This window comes from Enterobacter sp. DNB-S2 (assembly GCF_019443845.1).
Taxonomy (GTDB): Bacteria; Pseudomonadota; Gammaproteobacteria; order Enterobacterales; family Enterobacteriaceae; genus Enterobacter; species Enterobacter asburiae_B.
This window is the reverse complement of the sequence record NZ_CP050520.1, coordinates 77,711-104,115: the sequence shown is the minus strand read 5'-3', so window position 1 is coordinate 104,115 and position 26,405 is coordinate 77,711. Positions and strand designations below refer to the sequence as shown.

26 protein-coding genes are annotated in these 26,405 nt (G+C 56.6%); 16 read left to right on the top strand and 10 right to left on the bottom strand.

Translation table 11 applies throughout. The annotated features are described in order from the left end of the window. Positions 1 to 15: 15 nt before the first annotated feature. The 9 genes from infB to mtr all read left to right on the top strand — a co-directional run bounded on the left by infB (position 16) and on the right by mtr (position 11,417). Positions 16 to 2,703, top strand: a complete 2,688-nt coding sequence (gene infB, locus HB664_RS00550) for a translation initiation factor IF-2 (RefSeq protein ID WP_029739629.1) — start codon at positions 16 to 18, stop codon at positions 2,701 to 2,703. An 89-nt stretch (positions 2,704 to 2,792) separates the two neighbouring features. Further along, the gene (rbfA, locus tag HB664_RS00545; protein ID WP_003024988.1) at positions 2,793 to 3,197 is read left to right on the top strand and encodes a 30S ribosome-binding factor RbfA; all 405 of its coding nucleotides are present in this window, start codon (positions 2,793 to 2,795) and stop codon (positions 3,195 to 3,197) included. After that, positions 3,197 to 4,147 carry a tRNA pseudouridine(55) synthase TruB gene (gene truB, locus HB664_RS00540; RefSeq protein ID WP_094934463.1) on the top strand — a complete coding sequence of 317 codons (951 nt, stop codon included), beginning with the start codon at positions 3,197 to 3,199 and terminating at the stop codon, positions 4,145 to 4,147. Before rbfA ends, truB begins: the two co-directional genes overlap by 1 nt. 154 nt (positions 4,148 to 4,301) lie before the next feature. After that, the gene (gene rpsO, locus HB664_RS00535) at positions 4,302 to 4,571 is read left to right on the top strand and encodes a 30S ribosomal protein S15 (RefSeq protein WP_003861789.1); all 270 of its coding nucleotides are present in this window, start codon (positions 4,302 to 4,304) and stop codon (positions 4,569 to 4,571) included. A gap of 242 nt (positions 4,572 to 4,813) precedes the next feature. Then, positions 4,814 to 6,952, top strand: coding sequence for a polyribonucleotide nucleotidyltransferase (pnp, locus tag HB664_RS00530; protein WP_182931245.1), 2,139 nt, complete (start codon positions 4,814 to 4,816; stop codon positions 6,950 to 6,952). Between the two features lie 108 nt (positions 6,953 to 7,060). Then, on the top strand, positions 7,061 to 7,945 hold the full coding sequence (gene nlpI, locus HB664_RS00525) for a lipoprotein NlpI (RefSeq protein WP_023309331.1): 885 nt from the start codon (positions 7,061 to 7,063) through the stop codon (positions 7,943 to 7,945). Between the two features lie 107 nt (positions 7,946 to 8,052). Further along, positions 8,053 to 8,133, top strand: coding sequence for a protein YrbN (gene yrbN / locus HB664_RS00520; protein ID WP_097397692.1), 81 nt, complete (start codon positions 8,053 to 8,055; stop codon positions 8,131 to 8,133). Further along, a complete protein-coding gene (locus HB664_RS00515) occupies positions 8,126 to 10,030 on the top strand; it encodes a DEAD/DEAH family ATP-dependent RNA helicase (RefSeq protein ID WP_069303343.1) in 1,905 nt (634 codons plus the stop codon). The genes yrbN and HB664_RS00515 overlap by 8 nt, the downstream gene beginning before the upstream one ends. 142 nt (positions 10,031 to 10,172) lie before the next feature. Then, entirely contained in the window at positions 10,173 to 11,417 is a 1,245-nt protein-coding gene (gene mtr, locus HB664_RS00510; RefSeq protein ID WP_045355428.1) for a tryptophan permease, read from the top strand. Positions 11,418 to 11,479: 62 nt separating this feature from the next. On the opposite strand, the gene HB664_RS00505 is transcribed toward mtr, so the two are convergent. The 3 genes from HB664_RS00505 to HB664_RS00495 all read right to left on the bottom strand — a co-directional run bounded on the left by HB664_RS00505 (position 11,480) and on the right by HB664_RS00495 (position 14,447). Beyond that, positions 11,480 to 12,487, bottom strand: coding sequence for a luciferase-like monooxygenase (locus HB664_RS00505; protein ID WP_219940267.1), 1,008 nt, complete (start codon positions 12,485 to 12,487; stop codon positions 11,480 to 11,482). Positions 12,488 to 12,565: 78 nt separating this feature from the next. Beyond that, positions 12,566 to 13,444 carry a U32 family peptidase gene (locus HB664_RS00500; RefSeq protein ID WP_182931243.1) on the bottom strand — a complete coding sequence of 293 codons (879 nt, stop codon included), beginning with the start codon at positions 13,442 to 13,444 and terminating at the stop codon, positions 12,566 to 12,568. A gap of 7 nt (positions 13,445 to 13,451) precedes the next feature. Beyond that, positions 13,452 to 14,447, bottom strand: coding sequence for a peptidase U32 family protein (locus tag HB664_RS00495; RefSeq protein ID WP_023309326.1), 996 nt, complete (start codon positions 14,445 to 14,447; stop codon positions 13,452 to 13,454). Positions 14,448 to 14,658: 211 nt separating this feature from the next. Here HB664_RS00495 and HB664_RS00490 point away from each other — a divergent pair, with 211 nt between their 5' ends. Together HB664_RS00490 and HB664_RS00485 are read left to right on the top strand one after the other, a co-directional pair. After that, complete coding sequence (locus HB664_RS00490; RefSeq protein ID WP_029739636.1) at positions 14,659 to 15,183, top strand: SCP2 domain-containing protein; 525 nt, start codon at positions 14,659 to 14,661, stop codon at positions 15,181 to 15,183. Continuing rightward, a complete protein-coding gene (locus HB664_RS00485; protein WP_023309324.1) occupies positions 15,177 to 15,680 on the top strand; it encodes a GNAT family N-acetyltransferase in 504 nt (167 codons plus the stop codon). Before HB664_RS00490 ends, HB664_RS00485 begins: the two co-directional genes overlap by 7 nt. On the opposite strand, the gene HB664_RS00480 is transcribed toward HB664_RS00485, so the two are convergent. Next, the gene (locus tag HB664_RS00480; RefSeq protein ID WP_023309323.1) at positions 15,667 to 15,996 is read right to left on the bottom strand and encodes a GIY-YIG nuclease family protein; all 330 of its coding nucleotides are present in this window, start codon (positions 15,994 to 15,996) and stop codon (positions 15,667 to 15,669) included. The genes HB664_RS00485 and HB664_RS00480 overlap by 14 nt on opposite strands. Before the next feature lie 14 nt (positions 15,997 to 16,010). Here HB664_RS00480 and HB664_RS00475 point away from each other — a divergent pair, with 14 nt between their 5' ends. Next, complete coding sequence (locus tag HB664_RS00475; protein ID WP_064673362.1) at positions 16,011 to 16,445, top strand: YhbP family protein; 435 nt, start codon at positions 16,011 to 16,013, stop codon at positions 16,443 to 16,445. Here the strand turns inward: HB664_RS00475 and HB664_RS00470 are convergent. Beyond that, positions 16,425 to 16,943: a type 1 glutamine amidotransferase domain-containing protein gene (locus HB664_RS00470; RefSeq protein WP_219940266.1), complete on the bottom strand. Its 519-nt coding sequence runs from the start codon at positions 16,941 to 16,943 to the stop codon at positions 16,425 to 16,427. The genes HB664_RS00475 and HB664_RS00470 overlap by 21 nt on opposite strands. A gap of 128 nt (positions 16,944 to 17,071) precedes the next feature. On the opposite strand from HB664_RS00470, the gene HB664_RS00465 reads away from it, so the two are divergent. After that, positions 17,072 to 17,716 (top strand): NAD(P)H-binding protein, encoded by a 645-nt coding sequence (locus HB664_RS00465; RefSeq protein WP_033146736.1) that lies wholly within the window; start codon positions 17,072 to 17,074, stop codon positions 17,714 to 17,716. Between the two features lie 40 nt (positions 17,717 to 17,756). Next, positions 17,757 to 18,794 carry a permease gene (locus HB664_RS00460; protein WP_219940265.1) on the top strand — a complete coding sequence of 346 codons (1,038 nt, stop codon included), beginning with the start codon at positions 17,757 to 17,759 and terminating at the stop codon, positions 18,792 to 18,794. Positions 18,795 to 18,861: 67 nt separating this feature from the next. Here the strand turns inward: HB664_RS00460 and dolP are convergent, their stop codons facing one another. Genes dolP through HB664_RS00440 form a run of 4 tightly spaced genes read right to left on the bottom strand, consistent with a single transcriptional unit; the run spans position 18,862 to position 22,589 of the window. After that, positions 18,862 to 19,437, bottom strand: coding sequence for a division/outer membrane stress-associated lipid-binding lipoprotein (gene dolP, locus HB664_RS00455; RefSeq protein ID WP_029739641.1), 576 nt, complete (start codon positions 19,435 to 19,437; stop codon positions 18,862 to 18,864). Between the two features lie 9 nt (positions 19,438 to 19,446). Further along, on the bottom strand, positions 19,447 to 20,037 hold the full coding sequence (gene diaA, locus HB664_RS00450; RefSeq protein ID WP_003861754.1) for a DnaA initiator-associating protein DiaA: 591 nt from the start codon (positions 20,035 to 20,037) through the stop codon (positions 19,447 to 19,449). A 21-nt stretch (positions 20,038 to 20,058) separates the two neighbouring features. Further along, a complete protein-coding gene (locus HB664_RS00445) occupies positions 20,059 to 20,454 on the bottom strand; it encodes a YraN family protein (protein ID WP_025756731.1) in 396 nt (131 codons plus the stop codon). Further along, complete coding sequence (locus tag HB664_RS00440) at positions 20,412 to 22,589, bottom strand: penicillin-binding protein activator (protein ID WP_219940264.1); 2,178 nt, start codon at positions 22,587 to 22,589, stop codon at positions 20,412 to 20,414. Before HB664_RS00440 ends, HB664_RS00445 begins: the two co-directional genes overlap by 43 nt. A gap of 62 nt (positions 22,590 to 22,651) precedes the next feature. Here HB664_RS00440 and rsmI point away from each other — a divergent pair, with 62 nt between their 5' ends. Continuing rightward, positions 22,652 to 23,515 (top strand): 16S rRNA (cytidine(1402)-2'-O)-methyltransferase, encoded by an 864-nt coding sequence (rsmI, locus tag HB664_RS00435; RefSeq protein ID WP_023309315.1) that lies wholly within the window; start codon positions 22,652 to 22,654, stop codon positions 23,513 to 23,515. Between the two features lie 153 nt (positions 23,516 to 23,668). Here rsmI and garD read toward each other — a convergent pair whose 3' ends face one another. After that, the gene (gene garD, locus HB664_RS00430) at positions 23,669 to 25,240 is read right to left on the bottom strand and encodes a galactarate dehydratase (RefSeq protein WP_033146732.1); all 1,572 of its coding nucleotides are present in this window, start codon (positions 25,238 to 25,240) and stop codon (positions 23,669 to 23,671) included. Positions 25,241 to 25,613: 373 nt separating this feature from the next. Here garD and garL point away from each other — a divergent pair, with 373 nt between their 5' ends. Continuing rightward, positions 25,614 to 26,384, top strand: a complete 771-nt coding sequence (gene garL, locus HB664_RS00425) for a 2-dehydro-3-deoxyglucarate aldolase (protein ID WP_219940263.1) — start codon at positions 25,614 to 25,616, stop codon at positions 26,382 to 26,384. Positions 26,385 to 26,405 lie beyond the last annotated feature (21 nt).

Genomic DNA, 26,405 nt, shown 5'->3' with positions numbered 1-26,405 from the left:
GCAGGAAGGAACAGCATGACTGATGTAACTGTAAAATCGCTGGCTGCTGAGATTCAGACCTCCGTGGACCGCCTGGTACAGCAATTTGCTGATGCAGGGATCCCGAAGTCCGCTGATGACTCGGTGACCGCGCAAGAAAAACAAACCTTGTTAACGCACCTGAACCGTGAACACGGTTCTACGCCTGACAAGTTAACGCTGCAGCGCAAAACGCGCAGCACGTTAAATATCCCTGGTACCGGTGGCAAAAGCAAATCGGTCCAAATTGAAGTCCGCAAGACGCGCACCTTTGTAAAACGTGATCCGCAAGAGGCAGAACGCCTTGCCGCGGAAGAGCAGGCACAGCGTGAAGCGGAAGAACAAGCTCAGCGTGAGGCGGAAGCAACCGCCAAACGTGAAGCAGAATTAAAAGCTGAACGTGAGGCCGCAGAAAAAGCGAAACGCGACGCAAGTGATAAAGTGAAGCGTGACGCTGCGGAAAAAGACAAAGTGAGCAATCAACAGACAGACGAAATGACCAAAACCGCCCAGGCTGAAAAAGCCCGCCGTGAAAATGAAGCTGCCGAGCTGAAGCGTAAAGCGGAAGAAGAAGCCCGCCGTAAGCTGGAAGAAGAAGCTCGCCGCGTCGCCGAAGAAGCGCGCCGTATGGCAGAAGAAAACGAGAAGAATGGTGTGAATACCGTTGAGCCGACTGAAGACACCAGCGACTATCACGTGACCACTTCTCAGCATGCGCGTCAGGCTGAAGATGATAACGACCGTGAAGTTGAAGGCGGTCGTGGCCGTGGCCGTAATGCAAAAGCAGCGCGTCCGGCGAAAAAAGGCAACAAACACGCTGAATCCAAAGCTGACCGTGAAGAAGCACGCGCTGCTGTTCGCGGCGGTAAAGGCGGTAAGCGTAAAGGTTCCGCTCTGCAGCAGAGCTTCCAGAAGCCTGCTCAGGCCGTTAACCGTGACGTCGTGATTGGCGAAACCATCACCGTTGGCGATCTGGCGAACAAGATGGCGGTTAAAGGCTCTCAGGTCATCAAAGCGATGATGAAACTGGGCGCCATGGCGACCATCAACCAGGTCATCGATCAGGAAACCGCACAGCTGGTTGCTGAAGAGATGGGCCACAAAGTTATCCTGCGTCGTGAAAACGAGCTGGAAGAAGCAGTAATGAGCGACCGTGATACTGGCGCTGCGGCTGAACCGCGTGCACCGGTTGTGACCATCATGGGTCACGTTGACCACGGTAAAACCTCTCTGCTTGACTACATTCGTTCTACTAAGGTTGCCTCTGGTGAAGCGGGTGGTATTACCCAGCACATCGGTGCTTACCACGTAGAAACCGAAAACGGCATGATCACCTTCCTGGATACCCCAGGCCACGCAGCGTTTACCTCAATGCGTGCTCGTGGTGCTCAGGCAACGGATATCGTTGTACTGGTTGTTGCCGCAGACGACGGCGTGATGCCACAGACCATCGAAGCTATCCAGCACGCGAAAGCGGCGCAGGTGCCTCTGGTTGTTGCAGTCAACAAAATCGATAAGCCAGAAGCCGATCTGGACCGCGTGAAGAACGAACTGTCTCAGTACGGCGTTATGCCGGAAGAGTGGGGCGGTGAAGCGCAGTTCATCCCAGTATCTGCGAAAGCGGGTACCGGTATCGACGACCTGCTGAACGCGATCCTGCTGCAGGCTGAAGTACTGGAGCTGAAAGCGATCCGTAATGGTATGGCGAGCGGCGCGGTAATCGAATCCTTCCTGGATAAAGGTCGTGGTCCGGTTGCAACCGTTCTGGTACGCGAAGGTACCCTGAACAAGGGCGACATCGTTCTGTGTGGCTTCGAATACGGCCGCGTTCGTGCGATGCGTAACGAACTGGGTCAGGAAGTTCTGGAAGCGGGTCCGTCCATTCCAGTGGAAATCCTGGGTCTGTCCGGTGTTCCGGCTGCCGGTGACGAAGTGACCGTTGTGCGTGACGAGAAGAAAGCGCGTGAAGTTGCGCTGTATCGTCAGGGCAAATTCCGTGAAGTTAAACTGGCTCGTCAGCAGAAATCTAAACTCGAGAACATGTTTGCCAACATGACCGAAGGCGAAGTTCACGAAGTGAACATCGTTCTGAAAGCTGACGTTCAGGGTTCTGTGGAAGCGATCTCCGACTCCTTGCTGAAACTGTCCACCGACGAAGTGAAAGTGAAGATCATCGGTTCTGGCGTAGGTGGTATCACCGAAACCGACGCGACCCTGGCTGCTGCCTCCAACGCTATCCTGGTTGGCTTCAACGTTCGTGCGGATGCATCTGCGCGTAAAGTAATTGAAGCCGAAAGCCTGGATCTGCGTTACTACTCCGTCATCTATAACCTGATCGACGAAGTGAAAGCAGCGATGAGCGGCATGCTGTCTCCTGAACTGAAACAGCAGATCATCGGTCTGGCTGAAGTACGTGACGTGTTCAAATCACCGAAATTCGGTGCGATCGCGGGCTGTATGGTGACCGAAGGTAACATCAAGCGTCACAACCCAATCCGCGTACTGCGTGACAACGTGGTTATCTACGAAGGCGAGCTGGAATCCCTGCGCCGCTTCAAAGATGACGTTAACGAAGTCCGTAACGGCATGGAATGTGGTATCGGCGTGAAGAACTACAACGACGTTCGCGTTGGCGATATGATCGAAGTGTTCGAGATCATCGAAATTCAGCGTACCATCGCTTAATTACCGATTGTAAGCCGGGATCGCCTCGCGCCACCCGGCAATAATTTTAAAAGGGGCTTTTAGCCCCTTTTTTGTCTGGAGAATTTATTATGGCGAAAGAATTTGGTCGCCCTCAGCGCGTAGCGCAGGAAATGCAGAAAGAGATCGCACTCATTCTGCAACGTGAAATTAAAGACCCGCGCGTCGGCATGATGACCACCGTTTCCGGTGTCGAAATGTCCCGCGATCTGGCGTATGCAAAAGTGTTCGTCACCTTCCTGAACGATCAGGACGAAGCGGCAGTGAAAAACGGCATTAAAGCGCTGCAGGAAGCCTCTGGTTTCATCCGCTCCCTGCTCGGCAAAGCGATGCGCCTGCGTATCGTGCCTGAGCTGACCTTCTTCTACGACAACTCGCTGGTCGAAGGTATGCGTATGTCCAACCTGGTGACCAGCGTGGTTAAACATGATGACGAGCGTCGTGTTAACCCGGCGGACGACAGCAAGGAGGACTAATGAGTCGTCCTCGTCGTCGCGGTCGCGACGTGCATGGTGTGCTGCTGCTGGATAAACCCCAGGGCGCTTCCAGCAACGACGTGCTGCAGAAAGTTAAGCGTATTTATAACGCCAACCGTGCGGGCCACACCGGCGCGCTCGATCCGCTGGCAACGGGCATGCTGCCGGTCTGCCTGGGAGAGGCGACAAAGTTTTCCCAGTACCTGCTCGACTCCGATAAGCGCTACCGCGTTATCGCTAAACTGGGCCAGCGCACGGATACCTCCGACGCGGATGGCCAGGTGGTGGAAGAGCGTCCGGTGACGTTCAGCGCGGAACAGCTTGATGCTGCGCTGGAGAGCTTCCGTGGAGACACGATGCAGGTGCCGTCGATGTATTCGGCGCTGAAATATCAGGGCAAGAAGCTCTACGAATATGCGCGCCAGGGCATTGACGTTCCGCGTGAAGCCCGTCCGATAACCGTGTATGAGCTGCTGTTTATTCGCCACGAAGGTGATGAGCTGGAGCTGGAAGTACACTGTTCGAAAGGGACCTATATTCGCACTATCATCGACGACCTCGGTGAAAAGCTGGGCTGCGGCGCGCATGTGATTTACCTGCGCCGCCTGGCGGTGAGCAAGTACCCGGTGGAGCGGATGGTGACCCTGGAATATCTGCGCGAGCTGGTAGAACAGGCGGAAGCGCAGGGGATTGCGCCGGCAGATTTGCTGGATCCTTTGCTGATGCCGATGGACAGTCCGGCAGCGGACTTCCCGGTTGTTAATCTTCCTTTAACATCGTCCGTTTACTTTAAGAACGGCAACCCGGTTCGTACGGCACAAGCGCCGCTGGAGGGACTGGTACGCGTGACCGAAGGTGACGAAGGGAAATTCATCGGTATGGGCGAAATGGATGGCGAAGGGCGCGTTGCGCCGCGTCGTCTGGTCGTCGAATATCCGGTCGACGCGTGACGGTGGTAACGGCTCACCTTGCGATAAGCAGGGGAGACGAGTAGAATATCGCCGCTTAACGCCTGGTAAATTGTTTAACAATCTGCGGGGCGTACATGGGATTGCTGAATTAGAGATCGGCATCCTTACATTCTTTATACTTTGGAGTTTGAAAATGTCTCTAAGCGTTGAAGCTAAAGCTAAAATCGTTTCTGAGTTTGGTCGTGGTACTAACGACAGCGGTTCTACCGAAGTTCAGGTTGCACTGCTGACTGCACAGATTAACCACCTGCAGGGTCACTTTGCAGAGCACAAAAAAGATCACCACAGCCGTCGTGGTCTGCTGCGTATGGTTTCTCAGCGTCGTAAACTGCTCGACTACCTGAAACGTAAAGATGTTGCACGCTACACCGCGCTGATCGAGCGTCTGGGTCTGCGTCGCTAATTCTTGCGAGTTTCAGAAAAGGGGGCCTGATGGCCCCTTTTTTCAACCAGACGGCAGCAATTCACTGGAAACTATTGTATTGTTGCTATAAATGATCTTCATTGCAGAGGTTCGCGCGGCTAATGAGAGGCTTCACCCATGGGGGTGTTGGTTGTCATTAGTCGCGAGGATGCGAAGAAGGTCGGGTTAAATCGACAGCACACCGGTGGTGTGCTGTCAAACATTTAAGAAAGGACAGAACTTTGCTGAATCCGATCGTTCGTAAATTCCAGTATGGTCAACATACCGTCACGCTGGAAACCGGCATGATGGCACGTCAGGCTACTGCTGCCGTTATGGTAAGCATGGATGACACTGCGGTATTCGTTACCGTTGTTGGCCAGAAAAAAGCTAAACCAGGTCAGGACTTCTTCCCGCTGACCGTTAACTACCAGGAGCGTACCTACGCTGCCGGTAAAATCCCGGGTGGTTTCTTCCGTCGTGAAGGCCGTCCAAGCGAAGGCGAAACCCTGATTGCGCGTCTGATTGACCGCCCGGTTCGTCCGCTGTTCCCGGAAGGCTTCGTTAATGAAGTACAGGTTATCGCGACCGTTGTTTCCGTTAACCCACAGGTTAACCCGGACATCGTTGCCATGATCGGCGCATCCGCTGCCCTGTCACTGTCTGGTATTCCATTTAATGGCCCAATCGGTGCCGCGCGCGTTGGCTACATCAACGACCAGTACGTACTGAACCCAACCCAGGAAGAGCTGAAAGAAAGTAAGCTGGACCTGGTTGTTGCGGGTACTGAAGCTGCTGTGCTGATGGTTGAATCCGAAGCTGAACTGCTGAGCGAAGACCAGATGCTGGGCGCTGTGGTATTTGGCCACGACCAGCAGCAGATCGTTATCCAGAACATCAACGACCTGGTGAAAGAAGCCGGTAAACCACGTTGGGACTGGCAGCCAGAAGCAGCAAACGACGCGCTGAACGCACGCGTTGCAACTCTGGCAGAATCTCGTCTGAGCGATGCATACCGCATCACTGACAAACAGGAGCGTTACGCTCAGGTTGACGTGATCAAGTCTGAAACTATCGCGACGCTGGTTGCTGAAGACGAAACGCTGGACGCTAACGAACTGAGCGACATCCTGCACGCAATCGAGAAAAACGTTGTTCGTAGCCGTGTGCTGGCAGGCGAGCCGCGTATCGATGGCCGCGAAAAAGACATGATCCGTGGTCTGGATGTGCGTACTGGCGTTCTGCCACGTACTCACGGTTCCGCGCTGTTCACCCGTGGCGAAACGCAGGCGCTGGTAACCGCGACCCTGGGTACTGCACGTGACGCACAGATCATCGACGAACTGATGGGCGAGCGCACTGACAGCTTCCTGTTCCACTACAACTTCCCTCCGTACTCCGTAGGCGAAACCGGTATGGTTGGCTCGCCGAAGCGTCGTGAAATTGGTCACGGTCGTCTGGCGAAGCGCGGCGTGCTGGCAGTGATGCCAGAAGCTGACAAGTTCCCGTACACCGTTCGTGTGGTTTCTGAAATCACCGAATCCAACGGTTCTTCTTCCATGGCTTCCGTGTGTGGTGCTTCTCTGGCGCTGATGGATGCAGGCGTGCCGATCAAAGCCGCCGTTGCGGGTATCGCAATGGGCCTGGTGAAAGAAGGCGACAACTTCGTTGTTCTGTCTGACATTCTGGGTGACGAAGACCACCTGGGCGATATGGACTTCAAAGTAGCGGGTTCCCGCGAAGGTATCTCTGCGCTGCAGATGGATATCAAAATTGAAGGTATCACCAAAGAGATCATGCAGGTTGCTCTGAACCAGGCTAAAGGTGCGCGTCTGCACATCCTGGGCGTGATGGAACAGGCGATTAACGCGCCGCGTGGCGACATTTCTCAGTTCGCTCCACGTATCCACACCATCAAGATCAACCCAGACAAGATCAAAGATGTTATCGGTAAGGGCGGCTCCGTAATCCGTGCGCTGACCGAAGAGACTGGCACCACGATCGAAATCGAAGATGACGGTACTGTGAAGATCGCAGCAACCGACGGCGAGAAAGCGAAATTCGCGATCCGTCGCATCGAAGAAATCACGGCAGAGATCGAAGTGGGCCGCGTCTACGCAGGTAAAGTGACCCGTATCGTTGACTTTGGCGCGTTCGTTGCCATCGGTGGCGGTAAAGAAGGTCTGGTTCACATCTCTCAGATCGCTGACAAGCGCGTTGAGAAAGTGACCGATTACCTGCAGATGGGTCAGGAAGTACCGGTGAAAGTTCTGGAAGTTGATCGCCAGGGCCGTATCCGTCTGAGCATTAAAGAAGCAACCGAGCAGTCTCAGCCAGCTGCTGCGCCAGAAGCACAGGCAGCAGAACAGCAAGGCGAGTAAGTTGCCATTTGCCCTCCGCTTTGCGGAGGGCCTATTATCAGGCAGGACGCCTTGTTAAGCCGCCGGGGGACAGGACGTTCATCCAATAGTTGTCTTCGGGAGTGGGAAATGAAGCCTTTTTTGCGCTGGTGTTTCGTTGCGACAGCTTTAACGCTGGCAGGATGCAGCAACTCTGCCTGGCGTAAGAGCGAAGTCCTCGCAGTGCCATTGCAACCGACTTTGCAGCAGGAAGTGATTCTGGCACGCATGGAACAAATACTTGCCAGTCGGGCTTTAACCGATGAAGAACGCGCACAGCTTTTATATGAGCGCGGAGTGTTGTATGATAGTCTCGGTCTGAGGGCATTGGCGCGAAATGATTTTTCACAAGCGCTGGCTATCCGACCTGATATGCCTGAAGTATTCAATTACTTAGGCATTTATTTAACGCAGGCAGGCAATTTTGATGCTGCCTATGAAGCGTTTGATTCTGTACTTGAGCTTGATCCAACTTACAACTACGCGCACTTGAATCGCGGTATCGCATTGTATTACGGCGGTCGTGATAAGTTAGCGCAAGATGATCTGCTGGCGTTTTATCAAGACGATCCTAATGATCCTTTCCGTAGCCTGTGGCTTTACATCGTTGAGCGGAAGCTCGATGAGAAGCAGGCAAAAGAGGCACTGAAACAGCGCTTCGATAAATCGGACAAGGAACAGTGGGGATGGAACATTGTCGAGTTCTACCTGGGCAACATTAGCGAAGCAACGCTGATGGAACGCCTCAAGGCGGACGCAACGGATAACACCTCGCTCGCTGAGCATCTCAGTGAAACCAACTTCTATTTAGGTAAGTACTACCTAAGTCTGGGGGATATGGACAGCGCTACGGCACTGTTCAAATTAGCGGTTGCTAACAACGTACACAACTTCGTTGAGCACCGTTATGCATTGTTGGAATTATCGCTCTTGGGCCAGGAGCATGACGACCTGGCAGAATCGGACCAGCAATAGCTGACGACATAAACATCAGCCCGTAATCTTTTGATTGCCATCACCTTAACTGGTGAGGGCGTTGTTGTTCGTCAATACACCTACTTTGAGCCGGTTCACACTTTTCAATGAAAATTGCTAATCATTTTCACGATGAGCTAAGTAGACTGGCCGCCATTAATATCGAGGCACTTGTACTACATGGCTGAATTCGAAACCACTTTTGCAGATCTGGGCCTGAAGGCTCCTATCCTTGAAGCCCTTAACGATCTGGGTTACGAAAAACCATCTCCGATCCAGGCTGAGTGTATCCCACACCTGCTTTCTGGTCGTGACGTGCTGGGCATGGCCCAGACTGGTAGCGGTAAAACTGCAGCATTCTCGCTGCCGCTGCTGAACAACATTGATCCGGACCTGCGTGCACCGCAGATCCTCGTCCTGGCTCCAACCCGTGAACTGGCTGTTCAGGTTGCAGAAGCCATGACGGAATTCTCTAAACATATGCGCGGCGTAAACGTGGTAGCCCTGTACGGCGGCCAGCGTTATGACGTGCAGTTACGCGCCCTGCGCCAGGGCCCACAGATTGTTGTCGGTACGCCGGGCCGTCTGCTGGATCACCTGAAGCGCGGTACTCTGGACCTCTCTAAACTGAGCGGCCTGGTACTGGATGAAGCAGATGAAATGCTGCGTATGGGCTTCATCGAAGACGTCGAAACCATCATGGCGCAGATCCCGGACGGTCATCAGACCGCGCTGTTCTCTGCCACCATGCCAGAAGCGATTCGTCGTATCACCAAGCGCTTCATGAAAGATCCTCAGGAAGTGCGTATTCAGTCCAGCGTTACCACTCGCCCGGACATCAGCCAGAGCTACTGGTCTGTGTACGGCATGCGCAAAAACGAAGCGCTGGTACGTTTCCTGGAAGCGGAAGATTTTGATGCGGCGATTATCTTCGTGCGTACCAAAAACGCGACCCTGGAAGTGGCTGAAGCCCTGGAGCGTAGCGGCTACAACAGCGCAGCGCTGAACGGCGACATGAACCAGGCCCTGCGTGAGCAGACTCTGGAGCGTCTGAAAGACGGTCGTCTGGATATCCTGATTGCAACCGACGTGGCAGCACGTGGTCTGGACGTTGAGCGTATCAGCCTGGTTGTTAACTACGACATCCCGATGGATTCCGAGTCTTACGTTCACCGTATCGGCCGTACCGGTCGTGCGGGTCGTGCGGGTCGTGCGCTGCTGTTCGTTGAGAACCGCGAGCGTCGTCTGCTGCGTAACATTGAACGCACCATGAAGCTGACCATTCCAGAAGCTGACCTGCCAAATGCAGATCTGCTGGGCAAACGCCGCCTGGAAAAATTCGCCGCGAAAGTACAGCAGCAGCTGGAAAGCAGCGATCTGGACCAGTACCGTGCGCTGCTGTCGCAGATTCAGCCTGTTGCTGAAGGCGAAGAGCTGGACATGGAAACCCTGGCTGCAGCACTGCTGAAAATGGCTCAGGGCGAACGTAGCCTGATCGTGCCACCAGATGCGCCGATGCGTCCTAAGCGTGAATTCCGTGACCGTGACGATCGCTTCGAACGTCGTGGTGACCGTAATGACCGCAATGACCGTGGCCCACGTGGTGACCGTCCAGAGCGTGGTGGTGAAGATCGTCCACGTCGTGAACGTCGTGACGCGGGTGATATGGAACTGTACCGCATTGAAGTGGGCCGTGATGATGGCGTTGAAGTTCGTCACATCGTTGGCGCGATCGCTAACGAAGGCGACATCAGCAGCCGTTACATTGGTAACATCAAGCTGTTCGCATCCCACTCAACCATCGAGCTGCCAAAAGGCATGCCGGGCGAAGTGCTGCAGCACTTTACGCGTACCCGCATCCTGAACAAACCGATGAACATGCAGCTGATGGGCGATGCACAGCCACGTCCAGACCGCGGTGGTGAACGTCGTGGCGGTGGTCGCAGCTTCGGTGGCGAGCGTCGTGAAGGCGGCCGCAGCGAAGGTCGCGGTGGTGAAGGTCGTCGTTTCTCCGGCGAGCGTCGCGAAAACCGCGGCCCACGTCGTGAAGAAGGCACCAGCCGTCGCCGTTTCGGTGACGCGTAAGCCTCACTCTTCTGACGTAAAGTAAAATATACAGCCCCGATACACGCTATCGGGGCTTTTTTTATTCCTTTTGTACTCTTGTACTGGTACAGTGCGTCACATTAAAATGCAGAACCGCATGATTGACTGGAGAAAAGGCTGTATGGCGACACTAACCACCACCCAAACGTCACCTTCGCTGCTTGGCGGCGTGGTGATCATCGGCGGAACCATCATTGGTGCCGGGATGTTTTCCCTGCCAGTGGTCATGTCCGGTGCGTGGTTCTTCTGGTCGCTGGCGGCGCTGGTCTTTACCTGGTTCTGCATGCTCCATTCCGGGCTGATGATCCTTGAAGCAAACCTGAACTACCGCATTGGCTCCAGCTTCGACACCATCACCAAAGATCTGCTGGGCAAAGGCTGGAACCTGGTGAACGGCCTGTCCATCGCGTTTGTGCTCTATATCCTGACCTACGCGTATATTTCGGCTAGCGGCTCGATTCTGCATCACACCTTCTCGGAGATGTCGCTGAACGTTCCGGCGCGTCTGGCGGGGCTATGTTTTGCGCTGGCTGTGGCGTTTATCGTCTGGATGAGTACCAAAGCGGTGAGCCGCATGACGGCGATCGTATTAGGCGCGAAGGTCATCACTTTCTTCCTGACCTTCGGCAGCCTGCTGGGGCACGTGACGCCCGCCACGCTGTTTAACGTCGCCGAAGTGAATACCTCCTACACGCCGTACCTGCTGATGACGCTGCCGTTCTGTCTGGCGTCGTTTGGCTACCACGGTAACGTGCCGAGCCTGATGAAGTACTACGGCAAAGATCCGCGCACCATTGTGAAGTGTCTGGTCTACGGCACGCTGCTGGCGCTGGGTCTGTATGTGATTTGGCTGCTGGGGACGATGGGCAACATCCCACGTCCGGAATTTATCGGCATTGCCCAGAAGGGCGGAAACATCGACGTGCTGGTGCAGGCGCTGAGCGGCGTGCTGAACAGCCGCAGTCTGGACCTACTGCTGGTTATCTTCTCTAACTTTGCGGTGGCAAGCTCTTTCCTGGGCGTGACGCTGGGCCTGTTTGACTATCTGGCGGATCTGTTCGGCTTTGATGATTCTGCGATGGGGCGTTTAAAAACCGCGCTGCTGACCTTCCTGCCGCCGATTGTGGGTGGCCTGCTGTGGCCGAACGGCTTCCTGTACGCCATCGGCTATGCAGGGCTGGCGGCAACTATCTGGGCGGCGATTGTGCCGGCGCTGCTGGCGCGCAAATCACGTAAACGCTTCGGCAGCCCGAAATTCCGCGTCTGGGGCGGTAAGCCGATGATTGCGCTGATTCTGGTATTCGGCGTTGGTAACGCACTGGTACACGTGCTGTCGAGTTTTAACCTGTTGCCCGTTTATCAGTAAAACGAGGGGTTGAACCCCTCACGCCGGTCCTCTCCCATAGGGAGAGGGAGAAAAGCAAAAAACTACCCCACCAGTTCCTCTTTCACCTGCATCGCCAGTTCAAACGAATGCAAACGCGCCTGGTGATCGAAAATCTGGCCGTTAACCATAATCTCATCCGCCTGCGTTTCGCGCAGCACCGCGTCCAGCCCGTGGCGCACTTTCGATTTATCGCCTACCAGCGACATGCTCAGCGCCTGCTGCACGCCATACTGCTCGGAGGCGGACCACAGCTGATGCATATTCTCCACCGGCGGCGGAAGCTGGCCCGTCTCACCGCGGCGCAGCTTCACAAACGCCTGCTGCATTGAGGTGAACAGGAATTCCGCGTCGCGATTGCTGTCGGCGGCAATGATGTTGATACACACCATCGCGTACGGATTCTCCAGACGCTCGGACGGTTTAAAGTTCGTGCGGTAGAGATGCAGCGCCTGATGCAGCATATCCGGCGCGAAGTGCGAGGCGAAGGCAAACGGCAGCCCCAGCTGTGCGGCGAGCTGTGCGCTGTAGAGGCTTGAGCCTAACAGCCACACCGGGATCTTCTCACCGTAGCCCGGTACCGGGCGTACGTGCGGGTTCGGATCGCGCGCGTCGAACCAGTCCACCAGCTCGGCCACGTCGCGCGGGAAGTTGTCGATATCGCCGCTCATATGGCGGCGCAGGGCGCGCATGGTCGGCTGGTCGCTGCCGGGCGCACGACCAAGACCCAAATCAATACGCCCAGGATAGAGGGTATTCAGGGTGCCAAACTGCTCGGCAATCACCAGCGGGGCGTGGTTCGGCAGCATTACGCCACCGGAGCCCAGGTGCAGGGTGGTGGTATTTGCTGCCAGATAGCCAATCAGTACCGAGGTCGCGGCGCTGGCGATGCCCACCATGTTGTGGTGTTCGGCCAGCCAGTAGCGGTGATAGCCACGCTTCTCGGCCAGCTGAGCCAGATCCAGAGAGTGCGAAAAGGCTTCTCTTGCCGAGGAGCCTTGTGGGATCGGCGCCAGATCCAGCACCGAAAACGGAATGGTTTTGTCAGTCATAACAGCTCACTTTGTCGACGGTGAATCTTTAATACTGCATTAAATAATGATAACCGTTGTTAACAAAGTGAGCCTTTTTTACGCCAGCAGCTCCAGCCCGGCGAGCCGTCTCCAGTAGCCGTTGCAGTCGCTGTTTGCCGTCAGCGGCAGCGGCGCGGCGCCGTTTTCATTGGCGCGGAAGGCGTCCAGCATCGCGAACACGCCGGTATCCAGCGGCGACAGCCGAACCATATCCACCAGCCCGTCCATCGACGCCAGCTCGTTGCCGAGGTTATAGACATAGCCGCTCATGGTTTGAATACCGTTGAGGACAAACACCTGCTGATTCTCCTGCGACAGCATGCTGCGTCCGTTCGGGTACTTGATGCAGCAGGTTTCGCATTCGTCTTTCGGGCGGTCTTCCGAGCGCGCGGTGAAGCAGCGGGCGGAGTAGGCCAGCGGCAGATGGCCGTAGCTCAGCACTTCCACTTCAAACTGATTGCGAATGCCCAGCTCGTCGCACTGGTTAAGCAGGTTTGCCAGCCAGTCGCGGGAGAGTTCCACCGGCATGCACCAGCGCGTCATTCCCTGTTTGAGCAGCAGGCGCAGGGTGACGGCGTTGTAGCAGTTGAGGGCATGACCCGCGACGAACGGCAGCCTGCGTTCAGCGCACATGTTCACCACGCCCAGATCGCTCGCTTCCAGCAGGAACTCGCCGTTTTCGACGTAGCGCTTCAGCTCGCCCAGTTCGGAAGACGCCTGCACCAGCGCGAGCGTGGAGAGCACCACCTGCTTGCCGCTGCCGGCAAGGCTCTTTGCCATATCCAGCCAGTCGCCCACTTTGGTGGCGCGGCGCTTGCTGCACACCGCTTCGCCGAGGTAAATCACGTCGGCGCTGCTGGTCGCGGCCTGTTGGTAAAAATCTTCCAGCGTCTCTTTTGGCCAGTAGTAGAGCACCGGTCCTAATGAATATTTCATGATTTTCTCACTGCCATTTACGGTGATACGCGCCAAGCGTGGTTTGCGTGCCTTCGGACATCGAACCAAGCGTTTCCATCCAGGCCTGCTGTGGTGCGTAGTTCTGCGGGTCCGCCATGCAGCGGTCGATGGCCTGACGCCACACTTTCGCCACCTGGCTCACGTAGGCCGGGCTGCGCTGACGACCTTCGATTTTCACCGAGGCAATATTGGCCGCCAGCAGTTCCGGCAGCAGCTCCAGCGTGTTGAGGCTTGTCGGCTCCTCCAGCGCGTGGTAGCGCTCGCCGTCGACCAGATAGCGGCCTTTACACAGGGTGGGATAACCGGCGTTTTCCCCGTCCTGGTAGCGGTCAATCAGCACCTCATTCAGGCGAGACTCCAGCCCCTGCGGGGTCTGCTGCCAGCGAACAAAGCGGGCAGGGGAACAGGCTCCGACGGTATTTGGCGATTCTCCGGTTAAATAAGAGGAAAGATAGCAGCGGCCTTCGGCCATGATGCACAGGCTGCCAAAGGCAAAAACTTCCAGCGGTACTGGCGTGACGCGCGCGAGTTGCTTAACCTGATGAATAGAGAGCACGCGCGGCAGCACCACGCGGGCCACGTCAAAGTGTTGATGGTAAAAACGCACCGCCTCTTCGTTGGTGGCAGATGCCTGAACAGAGACGTGGCGCTCAATATGGGGATAGCGTTCTGCTGCATACTCAAGCATGGCGAGGTCGGCCAGGATCAGCGCATCGGCACCCAGCTGTGCCGCCATATCCACCGCGCGCTGCCAGCGGGCGTAGCCGTCAGGATGAGCAAAGGTATTGATGGCGATATGCAGCTTGCGGCGGTGCTGGTGAACGAAGTTAACGGCTTCCTGAAGCTTTTTCTCCGTAAAGTTGAGGCCAGCAAAATGGCGGGCGTTGGTGTCATCTTTCAGCCCGATATAGACCGCATCGGCCCCATTTTCGATGGCCGCCTTAAGCGCCGGAAGGTTTCCGGCAGGGCAGAGCAGCTCCATAATTTATCCTGATGTAGTCGATCGCAAAATTGTTAACGAGCTGGGATTTTAATTAACCCATACGCGACAATTTTTGATTTAAGGCAGCTAATGGCGTATTGATGACACCAATAATGAGGTACGGCTGACGACGGTTTGTTGATTTACGCCGCTATGTTGCGCTTCGGATATGGCAAAATAGCAGGACTATAGATATCAGGGAGTAAAGCTCGTGCTGGATAAACTGCGTTCACGTCTCGTACAATTTGGTCCATCAATGCTGAGCGTGCCGGTCAAGCTGGCACCGTTCGCGCTTAAACGCCAGGTGCTGGAGCAGGTCCTGAGCTGGCAGTTCCGCCAGGCGCTGCAGGACGGTGAGCTGGAGTTCCTGGAAGGCCGCTGGTTAAGCATTGAGGTGCGTGACATCGGGCTGCGCTGGTTTACCTCCGTTGAGAATGACCAGCTGATCGTACGCGAATCCGCCGACGCGGATGTGAGCTTTAGCGCCAACGCCAGCGATCTGCTGATGATCGCCGCGCGCAAGCAGGATCCGGATACGCTCTTCTTCCAGCGCCGTCTGGTAATTGAAGGCGACACGGAGCTGGGCCTGTACGTGAAGAATTTAATGGATGCCATTGAGCTGGAGCAGATGCCGAAAGCGCTGCGCGTGATGTTAATGCAAATGGCAGATTTCGTTGAGGCCGGGCTGAAAACCCCGCCGGACGGTAAACACACTTCAGTAGGTGAGCCATGCTGATTCGAGTCGAAATTGGGATTGATGCGCCGGGGATCGATGCGTTGTTACGCCGCGCCTTTGCGAGCGATGCCGAAGCCCAACTGGTCCACGACCTCCGCGAAGACGGCCTGATTACGCTGGGGCTGGTTGCCACCGATGACGAAGGTCAGGTGGTGGGCTATGTTGCCTTCAGTCCGGTCATCGTCCAGGGCGAAGAGCTGCAGTGGGTAGGCATGGCGCCGCTGGCGGTAGATGAAAGCTATCGCGGGCAAGGTCTGGCGCGCCAGCTGGTCTATGAAGGGCTGGACTCGCTCAACGAGTTTGGCTATGCCGCCGTGGTCACGCTGGGCGATCCGGCGTTCTATGGCCGTTTAGGCTTTGAGCAGGCCGCGCATTACGATCTGCGCTGTCGCTGGCCGGGTACGGAATCTGCTTTCCAGGTCCATCGACTGGCGGACGACGCGCTCAACGGCGTCAATGGCCTGGTCGAGTATCACGACCATTTCAATCGCTTTTAATCAGGCTCTCGCGCAGCGCCTCAAAGGAGCCGTCTCCGGTCACGAGGCGCTCTTTCTGGCGCTTCGTCAGCTGCTTGATGCGGTATTCCAGCCTGAGCGCCAGCGATCGGTCGCCGACGGCCGCTGAGAAGGCGAGCTGTAATTCCCCTTTCCCCCGCAGCGCTTTTGCCCCTTTCCCCGTTTGATGCTGTAAAAAACGCCGCGCCACATCGGTGGTGATCCCGGTGTAGAGGGCGTTATCAGCGGTTCGGACAAGATAGAGAAACCAGCACACGGTAAACGGATTCAGTATGTTAAGGTGAACGCACCATAGCATGAGAGAGAACGAAAATGGAAACACTGGCCGCCATTAACCGCTGGCTGGCGAAGCAGCATGTTGTCACCTGGTGCGTCTGTGACGAGGGTGAAATGTGGTGCGCAAATGCGTTTTACTACTATGACCCTGAGCGCGTGGCTTTTTATGTCATGAGTGAAGACAAAACGCGTCATGCGCAGATGAGCGGCCAGCAGGCAAAGGTGGCAGGCACGGTAAACGGCCAGCCGAAAACGGTCGCGCTGATCCGCGGCGTGCAGTTTAAAGGGGAGATCCGTCGTCTGGATGGTGAAGAGAGCGACGCGCGCCGTAAGCTCTACACGCGCCGCTTTCCCGTTGCCGCTGCGCTAAAAGCCCCGGTGTGGGAAATCCGCCTCGATGAGCTGAAATTTACCGACAACACCCTGGGCTTTGGCAAGAAGCTGCACTGGTTACGCGCCGAGCAGGCGTAGCGCTTCGCGGTTAAACGCCGGGAGATCGTCCGGGGTTCGGCTGGTGATCAGCTGGTCTTTGTCGTTGACCACCTCCTGATCGTAAAACTCGGCCCCCGCGTTTTTCAGATCGATAACGATCGGTTTCACGGCGGTAAGCTTTCGCCCGCGGACCACTTCTGCGCTGATGAGCAGCTGCGGGCCGTGACAGATGGCAAAGACCGGTTTGCCGGTCGAGACAAAGTCCCCGGTGAAGGTCACGAAGCGCTCGTCCCCGCGCAGGGAATCCGGGGAATGGCCGCCGGGTAACAGCAGAGCGTCGAAATCTGAGGGGCTAACGTTATCGATGGTTTCATCGATGGTCACGGTCGCTTCGCCCTTATGGCCTGTCACCGTTTTGCCTGCCTCTTTCTCAATGGTGATGACCTCATGTCCCGCCTTGCGGAACGCCTCTGCTGGAGAGGTGAATTCTGAATCTTCAAACTCGTCGGTAATCAAGACTGCGATTTTCTTGCCCATGCTTCCTCCGTTGTTTTGGCTTCAGACTGATTTTTCTCCGTTTGTGGTAAATACTTACCTGTAACAGACTTCTAAGTGTGGTCGACGACGCTGAGTTCGCAAACGGACAATTCTGTAAAGGGGAAAAGATGAGTCAGGTATTGATTACGGGTGCTACCGGGTTAGTGGGCGATCATCTGCTGCGGCTGCTGATTCAGGATCGCCGCGTGAACTATATCGCCGCCCCGACGCGTCGACCGCTGGCGGACTTATCCGGCGTCTTTAATCCGCACGATCCTCAGCTGACCGACGCGCTGGCGCAGGTGCAGGATCCCATTGATATCGCCTTTTGCTGTCTGGGCACCACGCGGCGGGAGGCGGGCAGCAAAGAGGCCTTTATCCACGCCGACTATACGCTGGTGGTGGATACCGCACTCACGGCGAAAAAGCTGGGCGCCAAACATTTTCTGGTGGTCAGCGCGCTGGGCGCCAGTGCCGGATCGCCTTTCTTCTACAACAAGGTGAAGGGCAAGATGGAGGATGCGCTGATAGCGCAGAAATGGGAACAGCTGACGATTGTGCGCCCTTCGATGCTGATCGGCCACCGGGACGAACGCCGGTTTAACGAGTCGATATTTGCCCCGCTGTTTCGCATTCTTCCCGGCAACTGGAAATCCATCGAGGCGCGGGACGTCGCGCGCGCGATGCTAAAAGAGGGGCTGGCCCCGTCGAAAGCGGGTGTTAACATTATCCCTTCGGCAAAACTGCGTGAAATCGCGCAGGGCGAGGCGTAAACTCCCCCGGCTAATAACCTAATACTCTCCGGGGAATGCTATGACTGGTCAGTCTTCATCTCAGGCGACAACACCTGTCCAATGGTGGAAGCCCGCACTCTTCTTTCTCGTGGTCATTGTTGGCCTCTGGTACGTGAAATGGCAGCCGTACTACGGCAAAGCCTTCACTGCCGCCGAAACGCACAGCATCGGTAAATCTATTCTCGCTCAGGCTGATTCCAGCCCGCTGCAGGCGGCGTGGGACTATGCCATGGTCTACTTCCTTGCCGTCTGGAAGGCCGCCGTCTTAGGCGTCATTCTGGGCTCGCTGATTCAGGTGCTTATCCCTCGTAACTGGCTGGTGAAAACCCTTGGGCAGCCGCGCTTTCAGGGCACGCTGCTGGGGACGATCTTCTCCCTGCCGGGCATGATGTGTTCCTGCTGCGCCGCGCCCGTGGCCGCAGGGATGCGGCGTCAGCGCGTGTCGATGGGCGGCGCGCTGGCGTTCTGGATGGGGAACCCGCTGCTCAACCCGGCGACGCTGGTGTTTATGGGCTTTGTGCTGGGCTGGCATTTCGCGTTCATCCGCCTGGTTGCCGGGCTGCTGACCGTGCTGGTGGTGGCGACGCTGGTGCAAAAACTGGTGAAGGATACTGCCGCAGAACCCGCAGCCGTTGAGCTGGACGTCAGCGAGCCGCAGGGGGGCTTCTTTGCGCGCTGGGGCAGGGCGCTATGGCAGCTTTTCTGGAGCACCATCCCGGTCTATATCCTGGCGGTACTGGTGCTGGGAGCGGCGCGCGTCTGGCTCTTTCCGCATGCGGATGGCGCTATCGACAACACGCTGATGTGGGTCATTGCGATGGCCGTTGCAGGCTGCCTGTTTGTGATCCCAACGGCGGCGGAAATCCCGATTGTTCAGACCATGATGCTGGCCGGTATGGGCACCGCGCCGGCGCTGGCGCTGCTGATTACGCTGCCGGCGATCAGCCTGCCGTCGCTTATCATGCTGCGTAAGTCGTTCCCGGCGAAAGCGCTGTGGCTGACCGCAGGGCTGGTGGCGTTGAGCGGGGTGATTGTGGGCAGTATTGCGTTGATGTAAAAAAAGCCCGGTGGCGCTAGCGCTTACCGGGCCTACAAAAAAATCCCCTCAAGCGAGGGGATTTTTTTTATTTGATGTAAGTAAACGCGGTGGTGACGTGCTTCACGCCGCTCACCCGGCTGGCGATATCCGCCGCCGCTTTCCCTTCACGGTCGGTCACCAGACCCAGCAGGAACACTTCGCCGTTTTCAGTCGTCACTTTCACGTTGGAGGATTTCACCTGGTCCGAGCCCAGCAGCTGGGAACGCACTTTGGTGGTGATCCAGGTATCGGAAGAGGCGTCACCCAGGCCAATTGGCTTGCCCTGGCGCACTTCGTTAAACACCTCTGTGGTCCCTTCGACGCCCATCGCAATCTGTTTCGCGCGAGAGGCGAGCTCCAGATTCGGCGCCTGGCCTGCCAGCAGCACTTTGCCCTGATAAGCCGTCACGTTGATACGCGCTTCTTTCTTGATTTGTTCGTCTTTCGACAGCGCACTGTTGACGCGCAGCTCCAGCGTACCGTCATCCACCTGTGTCCCCACGGTGCGTGGATCGGTTGCCGCTTTGGTGCCTACCGCGGCGGTACCCACAACGGCCGCAGCGATACATCCCTGAAGCAGTAATGCAGACATAAGGACTGCGAGGGTCGATAAAGCCTTCATAAGAACTCCTTAATCATCCTGGTGAGGGAAAAGCGTGTTATCGATCAAATCACATAAGCAGTTCACCGTGAGCATATGCATCTCCTGAATACGCGCGCTTCGGTGAGAAGGAATGCGGATTTCCACATCCTGCGGCCCAAGCAGACCCGCCAGCTCACCCCCGTCATAGCCGGTTAAGGCCACGATGGTCATGTCGCGGGTGACGGCGGCTTCAACGGCTTTGACAATGTCCCGGCTATTGCCGCGCGTGGAGATGGCCAGCAGCACATCTCCCGCATGACCCAGGGCTCGCACCTGCTTTGCGTAAATTTCGTCATGCAGACGATCGTTAGCAATCGCCGTTAAGACCACATTATCGGTATTAAGTGCAATGGCGGGTAAACTCGGGCGTTCTGTTTCAAAGCGATTGATCATGCTGGCAGCAAAATGCTGTGCGTTGGCGGCTGACGTGCCGTTGCCACAACAGAGGATTTTGTTGCCATTAAGCAGGGATTGCACCAGCGTCATTGCGGCACGCGAGATAGCATCCGGAAGGGCTTCCGCCGCGGCAATCTGAGTCTGGATGCTTTCTGTGAAGCACACTTTAATTCTTTCGAGCACGTTATCCCTTTTAAATCTTAATTATGCGTCTTCGCCAAAAGCGTTTTTAAGCCATTCGATCTCATTTCCGGTGAAGGCTATCACATCGAACCGGCAATCCACAGTATCAAAGCTCCCATTATGGCGGGCAAGCCACAAGTGGGCAGTCTGTAATAATTTATGTTGTTTGGCGAGCGTCACGCTGGCGGCAGCACCGCCAAAACGGGAGGACTGTCGAAAACGGACTTCTACAAACACGATGACCTGACCCTCTTTCATGATCAGATCAATTTCGCCGCCGCGCCCGCGGACGTTAGCGGCGATAAAGCGCAGTCCTTTGCCTTCGAGCCAGCGACGCGCCTTTAACTCCCACGCATCGCCGGTCTCTTTACGGCTTAACTGGCCGGGACGATTTGCCCCTGCTGGTATTTGAGCCATGATAACTTCCTGTTGATCACGCAGTCCTGAGTCGCGGTCAGATCGCCGGTGTTGCCGTTAAGCTCAAAGCCCGGCACCTGACGCATCTGGGTAAAGTGGTTCGCCAGCGCCCATGCATCGACACCCATCGCATACAGACGCGCCAGCGAATAATCGTTACGTACGGTACTCAGCGCCTGCTGCATCAGCGCCGGGTTGCTGCCTGCCAGCATCGGAATTTCGCTGTACTGCAGACCGTCCATTTCCAGACGGAAATCCGGGCCTGCGGTGCCCTGCGCGCTGCGTGAGCTGGCGTAAAGCGTTGCGCCGCTCTGGCTGCCGTTACGCATCGCGATCATCGGTTTGATAAAGGCGATCTCCTGCGGCGTGGCAACGATATAGGCCGCATCCACTTTGCCGCCACCGCTAATCTGCGCGTCGGTAGGCGGGGCAGGGATCGTCAGGCCGCCAATCGTCACGCCCTGCTGCTGCGGCAGGCTCGCGGTGACAGGGCTGCCGTTGAGCGCGATACCCGCTCCACCGTTTACGCCCGCGCGCAGTTCAGAGGCGGAACCAAATTTCTGCTGCAACACCACGCCGCCGCCGAGCTTCTGCCACTCATCGGCAAAGGCATTGGCCACGCGATCGCCCAGCGCGCTGCGTGGGATGAGCAGCAGCGGAGCCTGCTTACCCTGCTCGTGAATATGGCGCGCCGCATCGCGGGCTTCATCTTCAGGGGAAAGCGCGAAGTAGCAAATATTGGCCCGGTTCTGAACCTGCTCAGGCTGGTTGAGCGCCAGCACGTTCAGCGTGGTATTGCTCTTCATCAGCTCTTCCACGTTGTTTTTCAGCAGCGGACCGACAACGATGCTCGCCCCGTCCTGCTGAACCTGCGCCAGAACCTGGTCAAGCGGCTGCGAGCTGGTGTCGTAAATTTTCACCTCAGCGCCCGGGTTGGCGCTGGTGGTTGCCACGGTCTGCGGCTGCGCAGCAGGCTGGGCCGCGGGTTGTGCAGGCTGCGGTTGAGGCTGTTCTGCTGTCGCTTCAGGTGCTGGTGCCGCTTGCGTCTCGGCCGGAGCCTGAGTAGCAGGTGCTGTAGTAGCCGGGGCTGCCGCAGCAGGTGCTGCTGTAGCCGGAGGCGTCGTCGGGGCCGTCACCGGGTTTTGCATCGTACCCTGCGCCGGCGCTTGCGCCGTGGTCAGGTCGCTGGTCTCCGCTGCGGACGGGCTGACCACATCATTCACGTTAGCCGCCTGGGCCGCCTGCGCGGGAACCGCGCTGCCGGTTACCGAAGTGGTACCGTTTTTCGCGGCTTCAAAGCCCTGCTGAATGGTACGGCCAAACACCGCCGCCTGGCCGTTGAGCGGCAGAAGCAGGGCGATTTTGCTGGTGGACGCTGGCTTAAAGTTCTGCACGTTTACCAGCTGGGTTGGCAGCATTTTCGCCCCCCGGTTTTGCGGGTAGCGCGTCTGCCAGTCCGTAATACCGGCTTTCAGCATCTTTGGATCGCTGCGGTTGTTAAACCACATCTGCTGCAGATCCAACCAGCCCTGAAGGACGTTTTCATCGGCGTTGATGACCAGCGCCTGCGCCTGTTCCTGGGTCATCGAGGCAAGCGCTTGCCAGGTGGCATCAATATTTTTTTGCTTATCGGCACCGCCGAGCAGCGGCTCTTGCGCGACGAGGGCGCGGAGCAGCGTGAGAGAAGGACGTCCCTGCTCAGCGGTAATGCCCGCCTGCCAGAAGCGAGCCTGCTGATTTTTATCCAGCGCGCTCACGTCAATGTCACCGAGGGTCTTCTTCGCGGCGGCGTAATCTTTCAGCGCGACCTTCTGCTCGGCAGAGAGCAGGCTCTGCTCACGACGCTGGGCGTCGTTAAGATCTTTTGGCAACTGGTTAAACAGTTCGGCTGCCTGCTGGGTTTTACCCTCTTTCAGCAGTGCACGAATGGCGAGTAATTGCCAGTTGGTCTTGGTATCATTTGAACTCTGCGACATTTGTTGCAGATAAAAGCCAGAATCAGCCTGAGCAGATCCCTGAAGATGGGCGGTGCTCTGGTCAGGTGCCTGGGTGCCACAGCCTGCAAAGATCAGGGCTGCCAGCAGAAGCGGCACGCTGCGCGTGGCTTTTTTTCGAAGAAACGTTAACGGTACCATACTGTATCCAGTGATTTTTTTTACGCAATGCTCAATATTAAATCGGCAATACGGACGAAACAATGAAACAACACGAAACGGCAGATAATTCTCAAGGCCAGCTTTATATTGTACCTACTCCTATCGGGAATTTGTCTGATATTACCCAACGTGCGCTCACCGTACTGCAAGCTGTTGATTTAATTGCTGCTGAAGATACCCGCCACACCGGCCTGCTGCTGCAACATTTCGCGATTAACGCCCGTCTGTTTGCTCTGCACGATCACAATGAGCAACAAAAAGCCGAAACGCTGGTGGCGAAGCTGAAAGAGGGGCAGAACATTGCCCTGGTCTCCGACGCCGGTACGCCGCTGATCAACGATCCCGGCTATCACCTGGTGCGTACCTGTCGTGAAGCCGGTATTCGCGTTGTGCCGCTGCCGGGGCCGTGTGCCGCCATTGCTGCGCTGAGTGCCGCGGGTCTGCCGTCTGACCGTTTCTGCTATGAAGGCTTCCTGCCTGCCAAATCCAAAGGCCGTCGCGACGTTTTAAAAGATCTGGAAGCGGAACCGCGCACCCTGATTTTCTACGAATCCACGCACCGCCTGCTGGAGAGCCTGGAAGATATGGTGACCGTCTGGGGAGAAGCCCGCTACGTGGTGCTGGCGCGCGAGCTGACCAAAACCTGGGAAACGATCCACGGCGCGCCGGTGGGTGAACTGCTGGCGTGGGTGAAGGAAGACGAAAACCGCCGCAAGGGTGAAATGGTGCTGATTGTCGAAGGGCATAAGGCGCAGGAAGACGCTCTCCCTGCCGATGCGCTGCGCACGCTGGCGCTGCTGCAGGCGGAACTACCGCTGAAGAAGGCCGCTGCGCTGGCGGCGGAGATTCACGGCGTGAAGAAAAATGCGCTGTACAAGCATGCGCTGGAGCAGCAGGGGGAGTAAGCCCCTGCCGCCTGTTTTGCCGGGTGGCGGCTGAGCCTAACCCGGCCTGCAGATCGTTATGCGTCATTTAGCCAACAGGTATCGCCTCAACCTGGAAGGTTTGCGGCGTGTCCGGCGGGTTACCTAAATGCGGGATAGATGTGGTGCGAAAAATCACGTCACCGGTGCCGGGTTAAACACCGCCAGCTGATTATGCAGCCCCCACTGGTCGGAGAAAGTTTTCTTCCGCCCGCTTGCGACATCCAGAATGAAGTGGAACAGTTTCCAGCCCACGTCCTCAATGCTCTCTTCTCCGGTGGCGATGGTGCCCGCGTTGATGTCCATTAAGTCATACCAGCGGTTTGCCAGCTCGGTACGGGTCGCCATCTTGATCACCGGCACCGCCATCAGGCCGTACGGCGTGCCGCGCCCGGTGGTAAAGACCTGTACCGTAATGCCGGACGCCACCTGCTGCGTGCCGCAGACGAAATCGCTGGCCGGCGTTGCCGCGTAGATCAGGCCGCGTTTGGTCGGGCGCTGGCCCGGAGAGAGCACTTCCACAATCGCGCTCTGGCCGGATTTGGCAATCGAACCAAGGGCTTTTTCCACCACGTTCGCGAGGCCGCCTTTTTTGTTCCCCGGAGACGGGTTGGCGCTGCGGTCGGTTTTGCCCATATCGAGATAGCTATCGTACCAGGCCATTTCCTCAAGCAGGCGCTTGCCGACCTCTTCATTAACGGTGCGTGGCGTGAGCAGATGGATGGCGTCACGCACTTCGGTCACCTCGGAGAACATCACCGTGGCGCCGCAGCGAACAAGCAGATCGGACGCATAGCCCACCGCCGGGTTGGCCGTCACGCCGGAGAAGGCATCGCTGCCGCCGCACTGTGTTCCCACTACCAAATCAGACGCCGGGCAGGTTTCGCGCTGGCGCTTGTTGAGCTTGTCCAGATGGCGTTCAGCCACCTGCAGGATATCGTCGACCATTGAGCGGAAACCCACGTGGCGTTCGTCCTGCAGGCGCACGATGCTGGCCTCGTCTGCCGGAATGGCTTTCACATCTTCGGTGCCCTGCAGCAGGCGCTCTGGCTGCAATTTTTCACACCCCAGACCAATTACCATCACCTCGCCGCCAAAGTTCGGGTTGAGGGCAATATTGTGAATGGTGCGGATCGGCACTACCGCAGCGGGTGCGTTAATCGCCACGCCGCAGCCGTAGAGGTGGTTCAGGCCCACCACGCCGTCGACGTTCGGGTATTTCGGCAGCAGATCGCGTTCGATGATTTTCACCACGTAATCCACTACGCCCGCCACGCAGTGCACGCTGGTGGTAATGCCGAGCAGATTCTTGGTGCCGACGCTGCCGTCCGCGTTGCGGTAGCCTTCGAAGGTATAGCCCTCCAGCGGAGGAAGCGGTTCCGGCACGCGGGTCGCCAGCGGAAGCGTGTTCAGCGGCGGCGCTTCCGGCAGCGCCACCAGCGACTCCTCAACCCAGCTGCCCTGCGGTATAGAGCGAACGGCATAGCCGATGACTTCACCGTAACGTACGATTTCGCTGTTAGCAGGGATATCCACCAGGGCGACTTTATGTCCCTGTGGAATATGCTCAATCAGTTCCAGCCCGTCCGGAAAGCGGGTGCCCGCTTTTAAGCCATTGTCGTTGACAATTATCGCCACATTATCGGTGTCGTGGACTTTTATATAAAACGCCGTCGGCGATGCCTGTCGAATTTCAATGTCGGCCATTGTTCAGTATTCTCCAGCAAAGTGTCTGATAATAAATTCAGCCAATTTTCTAATGGTAGAAATAAATACGCGGCTTTCAGAATTAAAGCATGTCAGCATAGGGGATATGAAAATGTGATCGCGATCGCTCCAGAACCGGTAATGCCTGATTCTGTGCATTAGCGCCCAGCGCCTTGTGCATATGCAAAAAAATTCTTTGAAATGTTACGCAATGCTTGAGCATTAAAACAATGTGCGGTCGTGGGTTGCGTTTTATACTGAATGACGATTTTATAACGCCAAAATACGTCAGAATAATAAATATAATGCTGGTGCGGTGTCTGGATAAATAAAATGATGCTGATATAGGCTGCGAATTAAAAAGGTAAATACGATGAGTAACGATATCTTCCCGAATAAGTTTAAAGCGGCCCTCGCGGCACACCAGATTCAGATTGGCTGCTGGTCCGCGCTGGCAAACCCTATCAGCACCGAAGTGCTGGGCCTGGCCGGTTTTGACTGGCTGGTGCTGGACGGCGAACATGCGCCGAACGATATCAGCACCTTTATTCCGCAGCTGATGGCGCTGAAAGGCAGCCCCAGCGCCCCGATAGTGCGCGTGCCAACTAACGAGCCGGTAATTATCAAGCGCCTGCTGGATATCGGTTTCTACAACTTCCTGATCCCGTTTGTGGAGACGAAAGAACAAGCGGCCCTGGCCGTAGCCTCAACGCGCTATCCGCCAGAAGGGATCCGCGGCGTTTCCGTTTCGCATCGCGCCAATATGTTTGGCACCGTGCCGGACTACTTCACGCAGTCGAATAACAACATCACTATTCTGGTTCAGATCGAGAGCCAGCAGGGCGTTGATAACGTTGACGCGATTGCAGCCACAAACGGCGTGGACGGTATCTTCGTCGGCCCGAGCGATCTGGCGGCCGCCTTTGGCCATCTGGGTAATGCCAGCCACCCTGACGTGCAGCGCGCGATCCAGCACATCTTTGCCCGCGCTAAAGCTCACGGCAAACCGTGCGGCATTCTGGCGCCGGTTGAGGCTGACGCCCGTCGCTATCTGGAGTGGGGAGCCACGTTTGTTGCCGTCGGCAGCGACCTCGGGGTCTTCCGCTCGGCCACGCAGAAATTAGCCGACGCTTTTAAAAAATAACCATCATTGAGGAAACAGATT

Coding starts and splice junctions, on each gene's coding strand:
- HB664_RS00480 (WP_023309323.1), bottom strand. CDS start 15,996: ATGCTATGGTGCGTTCACCTTAACATACTGAATCCGTTTACCGTGTGC.
- HB664_RS00485 (WP_023309324.1), top strand. CDS start 15,177: ATGCTGATTCGAGTCGAAATTGGGATTGATGCGCCGGGGATCGATGCG.
- HB664_RS00515 (WP_069303343.1), top strand. CDS start 8,126: ATGGCTGAATTCGAAACCACTTTTGCAGATCTGGGCCTGAAGGCTCCT.
- HB664_RS00495 (WP_023309326.1), bottom strand. CDS start 14,447: ATGGAGCTGCTCTGCCCTGCCGGAAACCTTCCGGCGCTTAAGGCGGCC.
- HB664_RS00445 (WP_025756731.1), bottom strand. CDS start 20,454: ATGGCTCAAATACCAGCAGGGGCAAATCGTCCCGGCCAGTTAAGCCGT.
- rpsO (WP_003861789.1), top strand. CDS start 4,302: ATGTCTCTAAGCGTTGAAGCTAAAGCTAAAATCGTTTCTGAGTTTGGT.
- HB664_RS00470 (WP_219940266.1), bottom strand. CDS start 16,943: ATGGGCAAGAAAATCGCAGTCTTGATTACCGACGAGTTTGAAGATTCA.
- dolP (WP_029739641.1), bottom strand. CDS start 19,437: ATGAAGGCTTTATCGACCCTCGCAGTCCTTATGTCTGCATTACTGCTT.
- rsmI (WP_023309315.1), top strand. CDS start 22,652: ATGAAACAACACGAAACGGCAGATAATTCTCAAGGCCAGCTTTATATT.
- HB664_RS00505 (WP_219940267.1), bottom strand. CDS start 12,487: ATGACTGACAAAACCATTCCGTTTTCGGTGCTGGATCTGGCGCCGATC.
- garL (WP_219940263.1), top strand. CDS start 25,614: ATGAGTAACGATATCTTCCCGAATAAGTTTAAAGCGGCCCTCGCGGCA.
- mtr (WP_045355428.1), top strand. CDS start 10,173: ATGGCGACACTAACCACCACCCAAACGTCACCTTCGCTGCTTGGCGGC.
- HB664_RS00500 (WP_182931243.1), bottom strand. CDS start 13,444: ATGAAATATTCATTAGGACCGGTGCTCTACTACTGGCCAAAAGAGACG.
- infB (WP_029739629.1), top strand. CDS start 16: ATGACTGATGTAACTGTAAAATCGCTGGCTGCTGAGATTCAGACCTCC.
- nlpI (WP_023309331.1), top strand. CDS start 7,061: ATGAAGCCTTTTTTGCGCTGGTGTTTCGTTGCGACAGCTTTAACGCTG.
- HB664_RS00440 (WP_219940264.1), bottom strand. CDS start 22,589: ATGGTACCGTTAACGTTTCTTCGAAAAAAAGCCACGCGCAGCGTGCCG.
- HB664_RS00475 (WP_064673362.1), top strand. CDS start 16,011: ATGGAAACACTGGCCGCCATTAACCGCTGGCTGGCGAAGCAGCATGTT.
- HB664_RS00460 (WP_219940265.1), top strand. CDS start 17,757: ATGACTGGTCAGTCTTCATCTCAGGCGACAACACCTGTCCAATGGTGG.
- truB (WP_094934463.1), top strand. CDS start 3,197: ATGAGTCGTCCTCGTCGTCGCGGTCGCGACGTGCATGGTGTGCTGCTG.
- garD (WP_033146732.1), bottom strand. CDS start 25,240: ATGGCCGACATTGAAATTCGACAGGCATCGCCGACGGCGTTTTATATA.
- rbfA (WP_003024988.1), top strand. CDS start 2,793: ATGGCGAAAGAATTTGGTCGCCCTCAGCGCGTAGCGCAGGAAATGCAG.
- HB664_RS00465 (WP_033146736.1), top strand. CDS start 17,072: ATGAGTCAGGTATTGATTACGGGTGCTACCGGGTTAGTGGGCGATCAT.
- yrbN (WP_097397692.1), top strand. CDS start 8,053: ATGAAAATTGCTAATCATTTTCACGATGAGCTAAGTAGACTGGCCGCC.